Below are 17,818 nucleotides of genomic sequence, written 5' to 3'. Positions count from 1 at the left end.
TGGCGCCCGTCACCGCGCCAGACTGGCGCGATCAGGAAGCCGCTGAACTCCTCCGCAGGGCTGCTACTCTGCGGAATCAAGTCATTACTGCATGTAACTTCCAGAGGTGTGCGCGTGAAGGTCGTCTGCGTCGGAGGCGGGCCCGCGGGCCTGTACCTCGCCATCCTGCTCAAGCGGCAGGACACCTCCCACGACATCACCGTCCACGAACGCAACCCCGAAGGCTCGACCCACGGCTGGGGCGTGACGTACTGGCGCGGACTGCTCGACAGGCTCCACGTCCACGATGCCGCGTCCGCGTGCGCGATCGAGGACGGCTCGGTGCGCTGGAACCAGGGCGTGGCCCATGTCCGCGGCCGGGTGACCCGACAGTCCGGCGACGAGGGCCACGGCATCGGCCGCCACCGCCTGCTCGCGATCCTCTCCGAGCGCGCCCGGTCCCTCGGCGTGCGCCTGGAGTTCGAGAGCGAGATCACCGGAGGTGAACTGCCGCAGGCCGACCTGGTCGTGGCGGCCGACGGCGTGCACAGCGCCCTGCGCGCCCGCCACGCCGCCCACTTCGGCACGCGGATCACGCAGGGCCGCAACCACTACATCTGGCTCGGCACCACCAAGGTCTTCGACGCCTTCACCTTCGCCTTCGTGGAGACCGCCCACGGCTGGATCTGGTGCTACGGCTACGGCTGCAGCGGCGAGCACAGCACCTGCGTCGTGGAGTGCGCCCCGCAGACCCTCGCCGGACTCGGCCTGGACCGGGCGGACGAGGACGAGGGGCTCGCGCTGCTGGAGAAGCTCTTCGCGGGGATCCTCGACGGGCACCCCCTCATCGGCCGCTCCCCGGCCGGCGGCACCGCGTCCTGGCGGACGTTCCGCACCCTCACCAACCGCACCTGGCATCGCGACAACCTCGTCCTGCTCGGCGACGCCGCCCACACCACGCACTACTCCATCGGGGCGGGCACCACGCTCGCCCTGGAGGACGCCATGTGCCTCGCCTCCGCCCTGCGGGCACACGCCGCCCTGCCCGAGGCCCTCGGCAGTTACGAGCGCCTGCGCCGCTCCGGGCTGCTGTCCGCCCAGAGCGCGGCCCGCTACAGCGCCCAGTGGTACGAGAACCTGCCCCGCTACATCCACCTGCCCCCGCACCGCATGTTCGCCCTGCTCGGCCAGCGCCACTCACCGCTGCTGCCGTACGTCCCGCCCCAGCTGTACTACGGCATCGACAGGGCCGTCGGGCAGCTGGAGGTGCTGCGCCGGCTCAAGCGCCGGCTCGGCCCCTGGGCGGCCCGAGCCCTGCAGACCCGCTCCACGGCCCACCGGGACTAGCCCGTTCTCCCGTCGCCCCGGCCCCCGCCCCGGGCGGCGACGGCCGGGTCCACCACGGAAGGGCCTCGCCCCGGTCCTCGGGCCGGCTCCCCGCCGACGCCTCGGGCGCGGGGGCGGGGCGAGGGGACGGGCTCCCGGCCGGAAGGCATTGGTGAATACGCATTCACTCGATAAGGTGAATTGTTATTCACCTCGTCCTACCGCCCGCAGGAGCGTCGATGGACCAGCCGGACCCCATGGCCCAGCCGCCCGTCATCGGCACCCGCGCGCCCCGGCTGCGGGACCGCCTCACCATCCCCGTGCTGGCGTCGGGCGGCATCCTCATGGCGGTCATGCAGACCGTGGTCGTACCGCTGCTGCCGGATCTGCCCCGGCTGACCGGCGCCTCGGCGGCCACCGTCTCCTGGATGGTCACCGCGACCCTGCTGTCCGGGGCCGTGCTCACCCCCGTGCTCGGCCGGGCCGGCGACATGTACGGCAAGCGCCGGGTGCTCACCGCCGCGCTCGCCCTGATGACCGTCGGCTCGGTGATGTGCGCCCTGTCCTCCGACATCGGCGTGCTCATCACCGCCCGCGCGCTCCAGGGCGCCGCCGCCTCCGTCGTCCCGCTGGCGATCAGCATCCTGCGCGACGAACTGCCGTCCGAACGCCGGGGATCGGCGGTCGCCCTGATGAGTTCCACGGTCGGCATCGGCGCCGCTCTCGGCCTGCCGCTCGCCGCCGTCGTCGTCCAGTACGCCGACTGGCACACCATGTTCTGGCTGACCAGCGCACTGGGCGCCCTGGGTGTTGCGGCCACCTGGTGGGCGGTCAAGGAGTCGCCCGTGCGGGAGCCGGGCCGCTTCGACGTCCTCGGTGCGCTGGGCCTGGCCGTCACCCTGGTCTGCCTGCTGCTGGGCGTCTCCCAGGGCGGTCAGTGGGGCTGGGACAGTCCCCGGGTCCTCGGGCTGTTCCTCGCGGCCTTCGCCGTGCTGGCCCTGTGGTGGTGGCAGCAGCTGCGCACCGAGCGGCCGCTGGTCGATCTGCGCCTGGTCACCCGGCCGAGGGTCGGCCTGTCCCATGTGGCGGCCCTGTTCACCGGATTCGCCTTCTACGCCAACTCGCTGGTGACCGCCCAGCTCGTGCAGGCGCCGAAGGCCACCGGCTACGGCCTCGGACTGTCGATCGTCGCCACCGGTCTGTGCCTGCTGCCCGGCGGCGTCACCATGCTGCTCTTCTCGCCCCTGTCCGCCCGTATCTCGGCCGCGCGCGGCCCGCGCGTCACCCTCGCCCTCGGCGCCGCCGTCATCGCCTGCGGGTATGCGGTCCGCATCGCCGACAGCCGCGACCTGTGGATGATCATCCTGGGCGCCACGGTGGTGGCGACCGGCACCACCCTCGCCTACTCCGCGCTGCCGACCCTCATCCTGCGCGCCGTCCCGGCCGGGCAGACGGCCTCCGCCAACGGCGTCAACGTCCTGATGCGCACCATCGGCCAGGCCACCTCCAGCGCCGCCGTCGCCGCCGTCCTCGTGCACCACACCAGTCCCCTCGGCGGTGTCCCGGTGCCCACGCTGCACGGCTATCTGCTGGCCTTCGCGATGGCGGGCGCGGTCGCCCTGGCCGCCTGCGCGGCGGCCCTGTCCATCCCGGGCGACGTGCCCCGCGGCGGCACCCGCCGGGCCCGGGGAGCCACCCGGGGCGCCCGGGACGAGGCGATGGAGGGAGCATGAGCACCGTGAGCACCTCACCCCCGCCCCCACCCGTCCCCGCGGCGGCCCCCGCACGCCGTGACGCCGAGGTCACCAAGGCGGCCATCCTCAAGGCCGCCCGCCACCTCCTGGCCCGCCACGCGCACGCCGACATCACCCTCAAGGCGGTCGCCGAACGGGCCGGCGTCAGCCCTCCGCTGATCCTGAAGTACTTCGGCAACAAGGACGCCCTCTTCGCCCGCGTGATGTCCTTCGACACCGACGCGGACGTCCTGCTGGACGCGCCCTTGGCCGAGCTGGGCCGCCACATGGCCCGCCATGTACTGGCCAGCCAGCGCGAGCGCGGCGCCGACCCGCTGCTGCGCATCGCCTTCGCGCCCCTGCACGGCGACCACGGCGATGTGCTCCGCGCCAACTTCCGCTCCCAGGTGACCGAACGCCTCGCCGGCCGGCTCACCGGCGCCGACGCGGGCCTGCGCGCCGAACTCGCCGTCGCGGCCCTCGTCGGCCTCGGCGTCATGTACGGCATCGCCCGCGGACCGCACCTGCGCGAGACCGACATCGACACCCTCGCCGACCGCTACGGACCCGTCGTACAGGAACTCCTGGCGCCCGGTACCCGAGTCACCCCTCGGCCCCGGGGCCGGTCAGCAGCGCCTCGGCGCACTTGCGGAACGCCGTGAGCAGGCGGCCGTTGTCGCCGGTGCGGGTCGCGAGCGCGACATGGCTCGGCTCGACGCCGTGCAGGGGGATCGCGGTGAGGTCGGGGCGGAGGGGGATGCCGGGCACGGCGGCCACGATCGCCACCGCCTGCCCCGAGGCCACGAGCTCGAACTTGTCCTCCAGGTCGTCGATGTACGGGCCGTCGGGCGCCGGACTGCCGTCGGGCCGGGGATCGATGCGCCAGAACGCGTCCCAGAGCCGGTCCGGGACCCGGGGGAGGGGCTCGTCGGCGATGTCGTCCAGGGTGACCGACTCCTTGCCCGCCAGCCGGTGGCCGAGCGGGACGACCAGGACGCGCGGTTCGTCGTAGAGGATCGTCACCCGCAGCCCCTCGGTGGCGAACGGCAGCCGGGCCACGAGCACGTCCACACGGTGGCCGAGCAGCGCCTCCTGCCCCTCGTGCCAGCGCAGATGCACGGTCCGCACGTCGGCGTCCGGGAACCTGCGCCGCAGGTCGAGCACGGCCGGAGTGACGAAGACGCCGGTGGTGCACCCGATGCTGATGCGGCTGGGGGCTGCGGCGGACCGCGTTGCCGCGGCGGCCTGGGCCGCGGCGCGCAGCAGTGCCCTGGCGCGCGGCAGGAAGACCTCTCCGGCCTCGGTGAGCCGGGTGCCCTGCGGGGTGCGGTCGAGCAGCTGGGCCCCCAGCTGCTGTTCGAGGCGCCGCACTTGACGGCTGAGGGACGGCTGGGTGATGTGCAGGGCGGTGGCGGCGCGGCCGAAGTGCCGGTGCTCGGCGACGACGGTGAAGTACCGCACCAGCCGCAGGTCGAGGTCCGCGTCGGCGGCAGAGTCGGACATGCCCCAACCGTACTGCCGAGCGAGCCTCACCGGGCCGCTGCTGGCCGATCTGACCTGGAGTGATGCCTGTTCCGTATTGCGCCATGCGAAACAGGCTTTGGACGCGGACCCGGCCGCGGACCAACGATGAGGTCACCCCCGCCCAGTGAACTCACTCCAGCCCAGTATTCAAGGAGCACATCCACATGCGTGTTTTTGTGACCGGAGCCACCGGATTCATCGGTTCCGCCGTGGTTCCCGAACTCATCGCCGCCGGGCACGAGGTCGTCGGCCTCGCCCGCTCGGACGAGGGCGCGGCGGCGCTGAAGGCGGCCGGAGCCGAGGTGCGGCGCGGCAGCCTGGAGGACCCCGAGGGGCTGGCCCGCGCGGCCGCCGAGGCCGACGGCGTCGTCCATCTGGCCTTCATCCACGACTTCATCGATTTCGGCGCCGCGGGCGCCACCGATCTGCGTGCCGTCCAGGCGATGGGCGCCGCCCTGGCGGGATCGGACCGGCCCTTCGTGGTCACCTCGGGCACGGCGATGGCCCCGTCGGGCCGCCTCGTCACCGAGGAGGACGGGCCCGTCGCGGGAACGCACCGGACCTCGTCCGAGCAGACGACGATCGCCCTGGCCGCGCGCGGGGTGCGCACCTCGCTGGTCCGGCTCGCCCCCTCGGTGCACGGCCGCGGCGACCACGGCTTCGTACCGCGTCTGATCCGGATCGCCCGGGAGCAGGGCGCGTCGGCCTACGTCGGCGACGGCGCCAACCGGTGGCCGGGTGTCCACCGGTTCGACGCGGCCCGACTGTTCCGGCTGGCCCTGGAGTCGGCCCCGGCCGGCACGCGGCTGCACGGGAACGACGAGGAGGGCGTGCCGTTCCGGGAGATCGCCACGGTCATCGGCCGCCACCTCGGCGTACCCGTCGTCGGTGTGCCGCCCGAGAAGGCCGTCGAGCACTTCGGCTTCCTCGGCGGGTTCGCCGGGGTCGACAATCCCACGTCGAGCGCCTCGACCCGCAAGCTCCTCGGCTGGGAGCCTCGGGAGACGGGTCTCCTCGCGGACCTCGACGAGGGGCACTACTTCGACGCCTGATCGGCGCAGCAGGCGGTCGAGGAACAGCCGTGCGGGCAGGCCCGCGCACCCGCATCCGGCGCAGCACGCCCCGTCGCCGCCGTCCGGCGCTTCACGCCCCGCCGCCGTCCGGTAGGTCAGGCCCCGTCGCGGACGGGAGTCGAACCACCGCCGGACGAAGGACAGTTGCCCGCCGCGCAACCGATCACGGGTGCGCGCGGGGCGCCGCTCGGCGATGCCCCGCGCGCGCCGGTACCTGCCACCCGCGCGGGTGGAGCACACGCCGACGGGCCGCCCGAGCGAGGTGCTCCGCAGGGGCCGGGGCCGGATGCCACACTGACGCCATGGACGAACGCACAATCGGCAGATCGGGTCAGCGGGCATCGGTCGTCGGGCTCGGCACGTGGCAGCTGGGCGCCGACTGGGGCGACGTGGACGACAAGGAGGCCCGGTCCGTCCTGGAGGCGGCGGCGGAGTCGGGGGTCACCTTCTTCGACACGGCCGACGTGTACGGCGACGGGCGCAGCGAGTCGGCCATCGCCGCCTTCCTGGGCGGCCGGCCCGACCTGCACGTGCTGGTCGCCACCAAGATGGGCCGCCGGGTCGAGCAGATCCCCGAGAACTACGTCCTGGACAACTTCCGCGCCTGGAACGACCGGTCCCGCCGCAACCTCGGCGTCGACCGCCTGGACCTGGTGCAACTGCACTGCCCGCCCACGCCCGTCTACTCCTCCGGCGAGGTGTTCGACGCCCTCGACACCCTGGTGGCGGAGGAGCGCGCCGCGGCCTACGGAGTGAGCGTGGAGACCTGTGCCGAGGCACTGGCCGCGATCGCCCGGCCGAACGTGGCGAGCGTGCAGATCATCCTCAACCCGTTCCGCATGAAGCCCCTGTACGAGGTGCTCCCGGCGGCGCGGGAGGCGGGCGTCGGCATCATCGCGCGCGTGCCGCTCGCCTCCGGCCTGCTGTCGGGCAAGTACACCAAGGACACGGTCTTCGCGGACAACGACCACCGCACCTACAACCGGCAAGGCGAGGCCTTCGACCAGGGCGAGACGTTCTCCGGCGTCGACTACGCCACCGGCGTCGAGGCGGCCGCCGAGTTCGCCGCGCTCGCCCCCGAGGGCTGGACCCCGGCGCAGGTGGCCCTGCGCTGGATCGTCGAGCAGCCCGGTGTGACCACGGTGATCCCCGGCGCCCGCACCCCGGAGCAGGCCCGCGCCAACGCGGCCGCCGCCAAACTCCCGCCGCTGCCCGCGCAGACGTTCACCGCGATCCGTGACCTGTACGAGCGCCGGATCCGGGAGCAGGTGGAGCACCGCTGGTAGCGGCCGGGTGACCGTCCGTTTGAACGGACGTCCATCCGGTTACCCGCACCGCATGACGCAGGAGGCACGGCGCAGGGGGCGTGACGAGAGCGAGGAGGAGCGGGCCGACCGGATGTGGGGCGAGCTCATCCAGGAGGTCCGGGTGGCCCAGACGGGCGTGCAGATCCTGTTCGGCTTCCTGCTGACCGTCGTGTTCCAGCCGAAGTACGCGCGGCTGCCCGACACCGACCACGTCATCTACGTCGTGACCGTCGTCCTCGGCGCCGCCGCGACCGGCGCCCTCATCGGTCCGGTCTCCCTGCACCGCCTGGTCGCAGGCCGCCGGGTCAAGCCGCAGGCGGTGCGGCTGGCCGCCCGGATGACGTTCATCGGCCTGGCCCTGCTGCTCGCGACCATGGCCTCGTCCCTGGTGCTGATCCTCCGGGTGGCGGCGCACGCCGGCTTCGTGCCCTGGCTGGCCGTGCCGGTCGTGGTCTGGTACCTGCTGTGCTGGTACGGGCTGCCCCTGTGGGCGCGCCACCGGCACACCAGCCGGCCGGAGGACCAGCCTGCCGTGCCTCGCGGCTCCTAGTGCTCCGGTGCTCCAGTGCTCCGCGTTCGGCGCCCCGGACCGGTCCGCCTTCCACGGCGGCGACCACCGTGGCCACACCGGCCATCCCACCCTCACCGCCTGAGCGGCGACCCCGTCGTCGCGGGCCCTAGCTGGGAGTTTCCGATGTCCAAAGCGATCACCTTCTCCGAGTACGGCGCGCCCGAGGTGCTCCGGCTGTCGGAGGTCACCCCGCCGGAGCCCGGACCGGGCCAGGTCCGGATCCGGGTGCGAGCCGCCTCCGTGAATCCCCTCGACATGAAGATCCGCTCCGGCCTGATGGCCGCAGCCTCCCCGGCCCGCTTCCCCGTGATCCCCGGACTGGACGCGGCCGGTGTCGTCGACGCCGTCGGCGAGGGAGCCGACGCGGCCGTCGGTGACGAGGTCCTGGGCGCCACCGTCGGCGGCGGCTACAGCGAGTACGCGCTGCTGGAGCGGCCGGTCACCAAGCCCTCGGCGCTGTCGTGGGAGGCCGCCGCATCGCTGGTGACGGTCGGCCGGACGGCGTTCCGTGTCCTCGGGGAGCTGGGCGTGCGTGAGGGGCAGACACTGCTCGTCCACGGGGCCGGGGGCGGCGTGGGCACCATCGCGGTGCAGCTGGCCGCCGCCCGGGGCATCACCGTCGTAGGAACGGCCGGTGACCAGGACATCGAGCGCGTCACCGCGCTCGGGGCCACCGCCGTCCGCTACGGCGACGGCTGGGCGGCGCGGGTGAAGACCGCGGCGCCCCAGGGAGTCGACTTCGTCCTCGACGCCTCCGGTGCCGGCGTCCTCGCCGACTCCGTCGCCCTGACCGGCGACAGCGCACACGTCATCACCATCGCCGACATGTCCGCCGCGCAGCACGGCGTCCGCTTCAGCTCCGGCGGCGCGGGCGAGGCCGAGGAATCCCTGCCGCAGCTGGTCCGGTCGGCCGCCGCCGGCATGCTCACCCTGCCCGTCTGGCGGTCCTACCCGCTGGAGCAGGCCGCCACCGCGCACGCCGACCTGGAGAACCGCCGCCACCGGGGCAAGGCCGTTCTGCTGCCCTGACCCCGCGCCGCCGCGCCTTCCCGGGGGTGCGCAAGCCGCCGGGAGGGGGGCGCAGCAGCGTGCGCCGCGGGCCTCCGCCGTTGCGCCCGCGGTTGGCTCAGCCCTGCGAACCGGTGCCGCGGGCTCCGCGCAGGGCGGTCAGGCAGGTACCGATGGCCTGCTGGAGTTCCTCCAGGCGCTGGACCATGTCGTCCTCGTAGAAGTCCTGGGCGTCGTCGAAGGTCAGTTCCTCGAACACCTTGGTCGCCTTCTGCAGACTGCTGTAGAACTTCGTCCGCCGCTCCTGGACACGGAGTTCGGGGTCGGCCTCGACCGTCTCGACGACGAGGGTCTTCATGGTGTCGTAGGCCTCGGTGGCCCACTCGCCGGTGTCCTCGCCGTCGTCCAGCTCGTCGATCAGCGACAGATGCCGTTCGGCCTCCTCGCGCAGCTCGGCGGGTGCGTCCAGGGTCTGCCCGGCCGGGGTCCTGATCTGTCCGGACTCGGCGATCTGCCGCACATAGCCGATCCGGTCGGCCGCCCTGCTCTCGGTGGCCACGGCCTTCTTCAGGTCGTCGGTGCGTACGACGTCCCGCGCCAGCTCGGCCTGCAGGTCCGGGTCCTCCCTGAGCCGGTCCAGCAGGGCGGAGCGGGCCGCCCGGGCGGTGGAGGGGTCGGCGAGGATCGCGGCGCGCAGCGCGGTCGGGTTCTCGGCGACCTCCAGGGCCTTGGTGGGGCGGATGCCCTCGGCCTCGGCGGCCTCGGCGATGGCGGTGCCGCGCTCGGAGGTGGCGCTGTTGCGGGAGGCGTAGTAGCTCAGCCACACGTCGGCGTCGGGGAGTTCGACCTCCTGGCCCGGCTGCAGCGCCTCGAAGTGCGGGACGAGACCGTCGTCGGCCGCGCGGTCCCACGCCCTGTAGTAGCGCATGACCCGCTCGGGGGAGCAGCCGGCCAGCTCCGCGAACTCCTTGGCCGACACCTTCGGCGTCTCACCGGCGGCCTGTCCGCCCGGCCGCACGCTGCGCGCCACCATCAGCGCGAAGGCCCAGCCTCCGGTGCGCGCGTAGACGCCGAACTCGCGCGCATCGCGCGCCACGAGGTCGGACAGGGGCGCCGCGGCCGGGGCGGACGTCTCGGACGGGTCGATGGCAAGGGTCACGGATGACTCTCCTGGAGGCAGGCTCTACGGGACCGCACTCGGTGCGCGAGTCCGGACAGGAAGCCTATATGGACCTATTGGCAGTGTTTTGACAGACCCGGCGCGCCCGCGGGGGACGGCCGGTTCGGCGGGGTCATGCCTGCGGCGCGCGGAAGGTGGCCAGGAAGGTCTTCAGAGCGAGCCGGTCGGCGGCGTCGTCCCAGGCCCCGGCCGGGGTGGCGAAGCGCAGGGAGAAGCCGTGGTGACCGCCGAGGAGGAACCCGCGCCCGAGGGTGTGCACTTGTGCTCCGCCGGTCCCGGACAGCCACTCCAGGTCGGCGGCCTTGTGCCCCTGGTAGACGGTGGCCCTGATGGTGCCGACCCGTTGGTAGCCGGGGAGCTGTTCCAGGTGCGGTTCCACGTCGTCACGCCAGACCGCGACCGGGTCCGGTCCGACACGCTCGCTGTAGGTGACGGCGAGGGTGGGGGAGTCGTCGCGCGTGCCGAAGGTGACGCGGTAGGCGTGGTCGTCCCCGCGTGCTGTGGCGCGCCGCGTCCAGCCGTCCGGCAGGGCGACGGAGAAGCCCTCCGGGGCGGTGTAGCGGTGGTACCCGGCGGGCAGGGCGGGGGGCGTGCCGGGGCTGCGGCTGGGCGCCGGGCTGTCGCTCGGGCCGGTGCTCGGCCCGGGGGTGGTGTGCCTGGGGGCGGGGGTGTTGTGCTCCGTGCGGTCGGCCGGCGGGGCGGTGGCGCTCGGCCGGGACGGTGCGGCGGCGGTGGAGATGCCCGGCAGCCGGTGGGTGGCGGCCAGCACGGCGGCCGTGACCGTGAGGACGGCGAGTACGGTCCCGGCGGCCATGAGCCGTCGGCCCCGTCCCGGGCCGCCGAGCGCCACGGCCGCATAGGCGCCGCGCAGGCGGGGCGCGGGGGCCGGGGACCAGTTCCGGTCGGTGTCCTCGCTGAGGGCCCGGGTCAGGGCCTCGCGGACCACCGGCCGGGTCAGCCGCTCCCGGGAGTCCTTGCGCAGCAGGCCCTGCACGGACTGGGTGAGCGGGCCGGTGCGCAGCGGGGTGCGCAGGGGCAGCCGGTCCACGGCCTTCAGTGTGGCGTCGGGGCGGCCACGGTCACGGAACGGCGGGCGCCCCTCGACCGCCGTGTAGAGGATCGCGCCCAGTGCCCACAGATCCGCGGCCGGACCGATGCGCTCGTCACGGGCCTGCTCGGGCGAGGCGTACGACGGCGCCGTGAGCCTCGGGACCAGGGTCGCGCCCGCCAGCCCGAACCCGGCGACCACGACCGAGCCGCCCTCGCGCACGAAGACCTGGCCGGGGCTCAGCTCGCCGTGGGTGATGCCCTCGTCGTGCGCGGCCTGCAGGACGTCGAGGAGTTCGAGGCCGATCCCGGCCGCCCGCACGGGGTTGAACGGGCCTTCCCGGCCGAGGAGTTCACCGAGCGGGGTGCCGTCGATCCACTCCGTGACGGTCCACAGGGTGCCCGCCTGCACGACGGCGTCGACGACGGTGGCGACCTGGCCCGGGCGCAGCAGCCGCATGATCTCGGAGGTCCGCACGACACGGGCCGTGGCGCGGCGCACGGTGTCCTCGTCGCAGGGCTCCGGCAGGACGATCTGCGCCACCAGGCGGGGCTGGTTCGCCGTCACGTCCTCGGCGTACCACCACAGACGGTTGGTCTCCCGGGCGAAGACCTCCAGGAGCCGGTAGCGGCCTGCGACCAACTCGTGTGCGGAGACGTGCGCCTTGACCATGGTCATCCCTCGCTGAAGCCCCTGAACCGTCCTTTCCCAGAGGTACGCGGGGTGCGCGGGTGTGTGTTCAAAGAATCCTCAACTCCGGCCCCTTTCTGCCTTTTATTCAATTCTCCGAAAGGGGTTGCGGGCTTGCGAAGGCGGTCCACGATCGAGCTTTGACCTGAGGGTAACCGACGGTAAATGCCCGACCGTGCATGGGTGTTCAGAGCAGCCCGAACCGGTCGGCCCATCCGATGAGATCCGCGGGCGTGGCATTGCCCCCGCAGACCACGAGCCCCAGCCGGGCGCCGCCGCCGACCCGCGCCACCACCTGCCGGGCCGCCGGCAGCAGACAGCCCGCGGCCGGCTCCGTCCACACCTTGGCGCGGTCGGCGAGGTCCAGGCAGCCCTGCACCGCGTCCCTGTCCGACACCACCAGGACCTCCTCGACCAGCGCCGCGGCATGGTCGTACGTCAGCCGCGACACCGACGGCGCGCTCAGGGTGGTGACCAGCGAGGACACCGGAACCGGCAGCGGACCGCCCGCCTTCAGCGCGGCGGACATGGCCTCGGCGCCCTCCGTCTCCACGCCCCACACCCGCACCTGCGGGCGCCGGGCGCGCAGCGCGGCCGCCACCCCGGCGATCAGACCCCCGCCGCCGACACTGACGAGCACGTCCGTCAGCTCCTGCGCGTCCTCGGCGAGCTCCAGCCCCACGGTGCCCTGGCCGGCGACCACCACCGGATCGTCGAACGGGTGGACCAGCGTCAGCCCCTCGTCCCGCAGCCGGAGCACCAGCTCGAAGGCGCTGTCCATCCCCTCGGCCAGCCGCACCGACGCCCCGGCCTGCGCGGCCAGCTCGATGGAGCGGGCCGGAGCGGTACGCGGCATGACCACGGTCGCCTTCACCTCGAGGGCCGCCGCCATCACGGCGAGGGCGATCCCGTGGTTGCCGCCGCTGACCGCCACCACGCCTGCCGCCCGCTCGGCCTCGCCGAGCGACAGGAGCCTGGCCGTCGCCCCGCGCGCCTTGAACGAGCCGGTGCGCTGCAGCAGTTCGAGCTTCGCGGTGACCGGGACACCGAGCAGCTCCGTGAGACCCGGGCTCGGCACGGTCGGCGTCCGCAGGACATGTCCGGCGATGCGCTGTGCGGCGGCTTCGATGTCCGAGATGCCGATCACGGTGGCCCATCCTCCCGGCGCGGGGCTGGGGACCGCGCCGCCCGCACCGTCACCCGCGGGGCCGCCCCGGGTCAACACGGTTTCGCGGCGCGGTGCTCCGGCCGTTCAGAGATCGCGGCCCACCAGGAAGTCCAGCAGGGCGCGCAGCTCGCCGGCGGCCCCGGAGGCCAGGGGGAGTTCCGCGAGCAGGGCCCGGGCGGCGGCCGTGTGCGCACGGGCCTCCGCCAGCGCGGCCGCCCGCCCGCCGGCCTCCTCGACCAGCGCGGCGGCCTCCTCGGTGTGCGCGGGGGAGGCCAGCAGCGAGGCGAGCCGCCCGGCCGCGGGGGAACCGAGCGCGGCCAGGACCGGGAAGGTCTTCTTGCGCTCCCGCAGATCACCGCCGACGGGTTTGCCGGTGACGGCCGGGTCGCCCCAGATGCCCAGGACGTCGTCCACCAGCTGGAAGGCGACGCCCAGATGACGGCCGGCGCGGTCCAGCGCGGCGACGGCCGGCTCGGGGGCGCCGCCGAGGGCGGCCCCCAGGGCGGCGGCGCAGCCCAGCAGCGCGCCGGTCTTGTGCTCGGCCATCGCCCGGTACTCCTCGGGCGTCACCCGCTCCGGCCCGTCGAAGGGCCGCGCGGCGAACAGCAGGTCGTCCGCCTGCCCGCGCACCAGATCGGCCAGCGCCGCGGACAGCAGGCGTACGGCACCGGGACCGCCCGGCGCGGCGGCGAGGGTCTCCATCGCGAGCGCGAACAGGGCGTCCCCGGCCAGCACCGCCGGACCGGTGCCGTAGGCCTTCCACACCGCGGGGCGGCGGCGCCGGGTCGCGTCGCCGTCCATGATGTCGTCGTGCAGCAGCGAGAAGGCGTGCACCAGCTCCACCGCGACCGCCGCCGGGACCCCGGCCCGCCCGTCGGTACCCGCCGCCCGAGCACCGAGCACCGCCAGTGCCTGCCGTACGCCCTTGCCGCCCGGCGCTGCGGCGGGTGCCCCGCCGACCTCGCACCAGCCGAAGGAGTACGCGGCCATCTCGGCCACCCAGGGATGCAGCCGGCCGACCGCCTCGGCCAGCGCGGGCCGCACCATCTCCCGGCAGTGGTCGAGGATGTCGGGAGCCGACGGCGGCGCCTCGACCGCGACGGAGAGCGCGCTCACCGTGCCACCTCCGCGGCCAGGCCGAACTCCTCCTGCGCCCGGGCCACCATCTCCCGCGCGTGCCGCAGCCCGCTGCGGTCCAGCACCTGTGCCAGGTCGGCGAGTTCGGCGGCCGTGTCGGCGCGGTCGCGGCCCAGCTGCGCCAGCGCCTTGGCCAGACCGAGGCGGGACAGCGCCTCGCCACGCGGCTCACTCATCGCGCGGAACTCGTCGAGGGCCAGCTCGTACAGCTCCCTGGCCTCCTGGTAACGCCCGGCCCGGTAGAAGACGTTGCCGCGCATCTTGTGGTTGTAGGCGAGCGCGCTGGACAGGTTCATCGCGCGGCAGCCGGCCTCGGCACGCGCCAGCAGCTCCAGCGCCTGCTCGGTGTTCTTGTCGCGGACCGAGATCACGTCGGCGAGTCCGCGCAGCGCCCAGGCGTGGCCGCGCCGGTCCTCGGCCCGCTCGGCTATCTCCGCCGCCTCCTCGAACAGGGCGTACGCCCCGTCGTAGTCCCCGGTGTTGCGGTGCATCTGGGCGATGCCCTCCAGGGCCCACACCGTGTGCCGCGCCTCCCCGCGCCGGCGGGCCTCGGCCAGCAGCTGCTCGTGCAGCCGGCCGACCGCCTCGTAGTCGCCCTGGATGCGCCCGGTCTCGGCAAGGCCCGCCAGTGAGTAGCCGCGTACCACGATGTCGCCGCCCTGCTCGCCGAGTTCGGCCGCGAGCCCGAGCAGCCGCCAGGCCAGCGGGAACGCCCCGCGCTGGCGGGCCAGGGTGCCGCCGCTCCACAGCGCCCAGGCCATCGCGGCGGTGTCCCCGGCCGCCCGGGCGGACCGGTAGCTCGCCTTCCAGGCCCGGTCGGCGTCCCGCACCTGACCGAGCCGCCGGTGGGCCTCGGCCACGGCGAGACCGCAGCGCGCCGCCTCCTCGGGCCGCCCGGACCGTTCGGCCTCACGCAGCCGTTCGGTGCCCTCGGCCAGCACGTCGACCAGAGAGGAGTTCACGGACAGGGTGGTCAGGGCGCCCTGGTACTCCGGGGCGAAAGCCTTGCCGTACATGCATGCCCTTCTATAAACGATGTGTATACATGGTGTGTATAGTGCGTCGAAAACTTGCCCTGGCCCACAGGGCCAGGGCTCTTGGTCTGTTGTCGGTCAAGACGCCGGGACGGCGGAGGGGGTTGCCTGTGAGGCGTAGATCACCTCACGGGGAGTCAGTGCTGCTGGGCCTTCTGCGGGGTCTCCTCGCTCGGACGCACCACGACGTACCCCTCGCCCTGGAGCATCAGCTGCACGGCTTCCCCGGAACCGCCGCGCAGCATCGAGCCGAGGGACTGCGAGCGGTGCAGCGAGGTCTGCAGATGAGCGCTCCAGCCGACCACCGCGTCCGTGTCGACGTACACCGGGTGCTGCGCCGAGACCGGGATGACCAGCGGGTTGCCCTCGCAGACCAGGCCGAGCCGGCCGTGCCCGCTGAACACGCTGTTGAACAGGCCGCCACCGGCGATGCCCGAGCCCTTCACCGTCTTGATCTCGTACGACAACGAGGGGTCGAAACACAGCACGTTGCGGCCGTTGACGGTGAACTGGTCGCCCGGCTCCACCTCGAGCACGAAGCAGTTCTGCGCCTCGTGCGCGAACCAGACCTCACCCTGCCCGCGCACCGCCATCAAGGGCAGCCCCTCGCCGGTGACCGCGCGCTTGAGCATGCCGCCGACGCCCTGGCCCTTGCGCTCGAACTGGAGGTTGCCGCGGTAGGCGACCATCGCGCCCTGGCGGGCGTGCATCTCGCCGTTCACCGTGTACCTGATGCACTTGGCGTTCTCGATGGTCATGCCCGGCTCGACGGCCGGCTGCACCATGTGCTCACTGGAGAAAAGATCACCCTTCATGCCGGGCATGGTGTCCCGGAGCGTGTGATTCCGCCAAGATCACGGAACGTATCGGTTCAGCCACCGAACAGCTGGGTCCAGTACGTGCCCGCCCGGCCCCCGCCGGCGAAGCCGACACCGATGTGGGTGAACTCCCGTTTGAGGATGTTGGCGCGATGGCCCGGGCTGTTCATCCAGCCGTCCACCACCTCGGCGGGGGAGCGCTGTCCGCAGGCGATGTTCTCGCCGATCGTGGACCGGCGGGAGCCCGCGGCGGCGGCCCGGTCCCAGGGCTCGCTGCCGACCCGCAGCCGCAGCGCACCGTCCGGCAGGGCCGTGTTCCCCCCCCGGAAGCCAGCTCATCCATCACACCACAGGAACGCGCGGCGATCCCGTCCGAGTTCCGCACCTTCCGAACGAAGGCCCAGCTGCCCCACCCGGCGATACGGGCCCCGGACTCGGCGACTCCTGAAGGAGGGCCCGGCTGCCCCACCCGTGGACGCGGACCAGAGTTCCGCGACCTCTCAATGAAGGCCCGACTGTCCCACCCCGGGGCGGGTCCGATTTCCACGACTTCTGAACGAAGGCCCGGCCACCCCACTCAGGGGCGCGGGGAACTGCGCGACCGGCCCCCACGCACCCGCACCCGACAACGGCGCTCTTTACTCCCTCACTCCCTCACTCCCTCGCACCCGCATCCGCACCCGACAACGGCGCTCCGTACTCCCTCGCACCGCTCCCGACAAGGGCACCCCCTACTCCTCCACACCCGCGCCCGACAACGGCGCCCCCTACTCCTCCACACCCGCACCCGACGACGGCCCCCCTTGCACTCTCACACCCGCACCCCGCACCCCACCCGCCGCCCCGGGCAGCCCCTTGCTCTCCTTGCCGCAGAACGCCGACTCCAGCACTCCCGCCAGCGCACCGAGCACCTCCCCGTTGTTGGAGACGTTCGCGACAGCGGTGACCGCCCGCTTCCCGTCCTTCGTGGCGAACGCGTACGTGTAGTAGCCCTGCACCGCTCCCGTGTGGCCGTACACCGAGATACCGCAGGACAGATCACGTCGGCGCAGCCCGAGCCCGTACCACGTCGTCCCGTCGACCCGGGTGAACCGCTCCATCTCCCCGAGCCGTTCCGCGGACAGCAGCTTTCCGCCGAGCAGCGCGGAGTAGAAGGTGTTCAGGTCCCCGGCACTGGAGATGATCGCGCCGGCGCTCTGCGCCCAGGACACGGTCTGTTCGGTCGCGTCGACGAGCTCCGCACCGGACGTGTCCGAGATACCCGGTGTGTCCTGGGTGCCTGGCGTGTCCGGGGTGAGGTAGCCGCGCGCGTACCGGCCCGGGATCCCGGTGTCGGGGTGGACGTAGAAGGTGTCGCGCAGCTTGAGCGGACGCAGGATGCGGTTCTCGTACTCGGTCCTCACGGAGTGCCCCGTGAGCTGTTCGATGAGCAGGCCGGCCACGACGAAGTTGGTATTGGAGTAGGAGTACGCGGCGCCGGGCGCGTTGGTGGGGGGCTTCTTCAGGGAGAGCTCGACGAGCTGCCGGTAGGTGAAGACCTTGTTCCGCACCGCCTCGAAGCCGGACACGCTCTGGGCGAACATGTCGTCGGTGTAGTCGTACAGACCGCTGCGGTGGCTTAGCACGTGCCGGACCGTGATGCGGTCGTCCGGCAGCAGCCCGGGCAGATACCGGTTGACCGGGGCGTCCAGGTCCAGCCGGTGCTCGTCGGCCAGCTGCAGCAGGACCACGGCCGAGAAGGACTTCGTGACGCTGCCGATGCGGAAGCGGTCCTCCGTGCTGATGTCCTGCCGCGTGCCGCGGTCGGCGACTCCCCGGGTCACCCGGTACGTCGTGCCGTCGTCGTCGACGCGGGCCAGCGCACCGGGCGCGCCCCGCGCCACCACCGTGCGCAGCACCTCGTCCAGGCCCGCGATGTCGGGTGCCGGAAGCGCCGCGGGTGCGGGGGCGCCGGCTGCCGCGGTCGCGGCCCGCGCCGGGACCGCGAGCAGCGACAGCGCGACCGCCCCGAGTACGCCGGCCCTGACCACCGTTGCTGAGACCATCCGGCTCCCACTCCCATCCACAGGGTTTCTGATGCGATTTCGGTCACATTCCGGCCTGGGAACCTAGGCGATTGAGGCAACGTCTCCACAGTCGACACACAGTTGGTCATTCCGCGATCACCCTGTGGCGCCCATTTGCAAAGGATTGCCATAGAAGGCCGCGAAATGGATCATTCC

15 protein-coding genes and 1 pseudogene are annotated in these 17,818 nt (G+C 73.2%); 7 read left to right on the top strand and 9 right to left on the bottom strand.

The genetic code is table 11. The features are described 5' to 3' along the window. Positions 1 to 114: 114 nt before the first annotated feature. The 3 genes from ACZ7P3_RS34250 to ACZ7P3_RS34240 all read left to right on the top strand — a co-directional run bounded on the left by ACZ7P3_RS34250 (position 115) and on the right by ACZ7P3_RS34240 (position 3,700). Complete coding sequence (locus ACZ7P3_RS34250) at positions 115 to 1,326, top strand: FAD-dependent monooxygenase (RefSeq protein WP_472087660.1); 1,212 nt, start codon at positions 115 to 117, stop codon at positions 1,324 to 1,326. Positions 1,327 to 1,544: 218 nt separating this feature from the next. Further along, positions 1,545 to 3,038, top strand: coding sequence for an MFS transporter (locus tag ACZ7P3_RS34245; protein WP_472087658.1), 1,494 nt, complete (start codon positions 1,545 to 1,547; stop codon positions 3,036 to 3,038). Beyond that, the gene (locus ACZ7P3_RS34240) at positions 3,035 to 3,700 is read left to right on the top strand and encodes a TetR/AcrR family transcriptional regulator (RefSeq protein ID WP_472087656.1); all 666 of its coding nucleotides are present in this window, start codon (positions 3,035 to 3,037) and stop codon (positions 3,698 to 3,700) included. Before ACZ7P3_RS34245 ends, ACZ7P3_RS34240 begins: the two co-directional genes overlap by 4 nt. On the opposite strand, the gene ACZ7P3_RS34235 is transcribed toward ACZ7P3_RS34240, so the two are convergent. Continuing rightward, positions 3,642 to 4,541 (bottom strand): LysR family transcriptional regulator, encoded by a 900-nt coding sequence (locus ACZ7P3_RS34235; protein ID WP_472087654.1) that lies wholly within the window; start codon positions 4,539 to 4,541, stop codon positions 3,642 to 3,644. The two genes, ACZ7P3_RS34240 and ACZ7P3_RS34235, sit on opposite strands and share 59 nt — an antisense overlap. Positions 4,542 to 4,726: 185 nt before the next feature. Between ACZ7P3_RS34235 and ACZ7P3_RS34230 the strand changes: the two genes are divergently transcribed. The 4 genes from ACZ7P3_RS34230 (at position 4,727) to ACZ7P3_RS34215 (ending at position 8,542) form a co-directional block, all read left to right on the top strand. Next, complete coding sequence (locus ACZ7P3_RS34230; RefSeq protein ID WP_472087652.1) at positions 4,727 to 5,614, top strand: SDR family oxidoreductase; 888 nt, start codon at positions 4,727 to 4,729, stop codon at positions 5,612 to 5,614. A gap of 323 nt (positions 5,615 to 5,937) precedes the next feature. Continuing rightward, the gene (locus ACZ7P3_RS34225; RefSeq protein ID WP_472087651.1) at positions 5,938 to 6,921 is read left to right on the top strand and encodes an aldo/keto reductase; all 984 of its coding nucleotides are present in this window, start codon (positions 5,938 to 5,940) and stop codon (positions 6,919 to 6,921) included. Between the two features lie 52 nt (positions 6,922 to 6,973). After that, positions 6,974 to 7,492, top strand: a complete 519-nt coding sequence (locus ACZ7P3_RS34220; protein WP_472087649.1) for a DUF6328 family protein — start codon at positions 6,974 to 6,976, stop codon at positions 7,490 to 7,492. Between the two features lie 144 nt (positions 7,493 to 7,636). Continuing rightward, positions 7,637 to 8,542 (top strand): NADP-dependent oxidoreductase, encoded by a 906-nt coding sequence (locus ACZ7P3_RS34215; protein WP_472087647.1) that lies wholly within the window; start codon positions 7,637 to 7,639, stop codon positions 8,540 to 8,542. Between the two features lie 97 nt (positions 8,543 to 8,639). Here ACZ7P3_RS34215 and ACZ7P3_RS34210 read toward each other — a convergent pair whose 3' ends face one another. From ACZ7P3_RS34210 to ACZ7P3_RS34175, 8 genes and pseudogenes are all read right to left on the bottom strand, one after another. Next, positions 8,640 to 9,680, bottom strand: coding sequence for a hypothetical protein (locus ACZ7P3_RS34210; RefSeq protein ID WP_472087645.1), 1,041 nt, complete (start codon positions 9,678 to 9,680; stop codon positions 8,640 to 8,642). A 133-nt stretch (positions 9,681 to 9,813) separates the two neighbouring features. Then, on the bottom strand, positions 9,814 to 11,427 hold the full coding sequence (locus tag ACZ7P3_RS34205; protein ID WP_472087644.1) for a serine/threonine protein kinase: 1,614 nt from the start codon (positions 11,425 to 11,427) through the stop codon (positions 9,814 to 9,816). Positions 11,428 to 11,626: 199 nt separating this feature from the next. Further along, the gene (locus ACZ7P3_RS34200) at positions 11,627 to 12,586 is read right to left on the bottom strand and encodes a threonine/serine dehydratase (RefSeq protein WP_472087642.1); all 960 of its coding nucleotides are present in this window, start codon (positions 12,584 to 12,586) and stop codon (positions 11,627 to 11,629) included. Positions 12,587 to 12,691: 105 nt separating this feature from the next. Beyond that, positions 12,692 to 13,654 carry a polyprenyl synthetase family protein gene (locus ACZ7P3_RS34195; protein WP_472087866.1) on the bottom strand — a complete coding sequence of 321 codons (963 nt, stop codon included), beginning with the start codon at positions 13,652 to 13,654 and terminating at the stop codon, positions 12,692 to 12,694. A 65-nt stretch (positions 13,655 to 13,719) separates the two neighbouring features. Further along, positions 13,720 to 14,760: a tetratricopeptide repeat protein gene (locus ACZ7P3_RS34190; protein WP_472087641.1), complete on the bottom strand. Its 1,041-nt coding sequence runs from the start codon at positions 14,758 to 14,760 to the stop codon at positions 13,720 to 13,722. A 155-nt stretch (positions 14,761 to 14,915) separates the two neighbouring features. Next, complete coding sequence (locus ACZ7P3_RS34185; protein ID WP_472087640.1) at positions 14,916 to 15,593, bottom strand: AIM24 family protein; 678 nt, start codon at positions 15,591 to 15,593, stop codon at positions 14,916 to 14,918. A gap of 56 nt (positions 15,594 to 15,649) precedes the next feature. Next, positions 15,650 to 15,874, bottom strand: a pseudogene (locus ACZ7P3_RS34180) (CAP domain-containing protein); the annotation flags it as partial. 489 nt (positions 15,875 to 16,363) lie between these two features. After that, positions 16,364 to 17,641: a serine hydrolase domain-containing protein gene (locus ACZ7P3_RS34175; protein ID WP_472087639.1), complete on the bottom strand. Its 1,278-nt coding sequence runs from the start codon at positions 17,639 to 17,641 to the stop codon at positions 16,364 to 16,366. Between the last annotated feature and the right edge of the window lie 177 nt (positions 17,642 to 17,818).

The organism is Streptomyces sp. NPDC107581, from assembly GCF_055657175.1.
The sequence above is the reverse complement of the archived record's forward strand: the minus strand, read 5'-3'. Positions and strand labels throughout refer to the sequence as shown.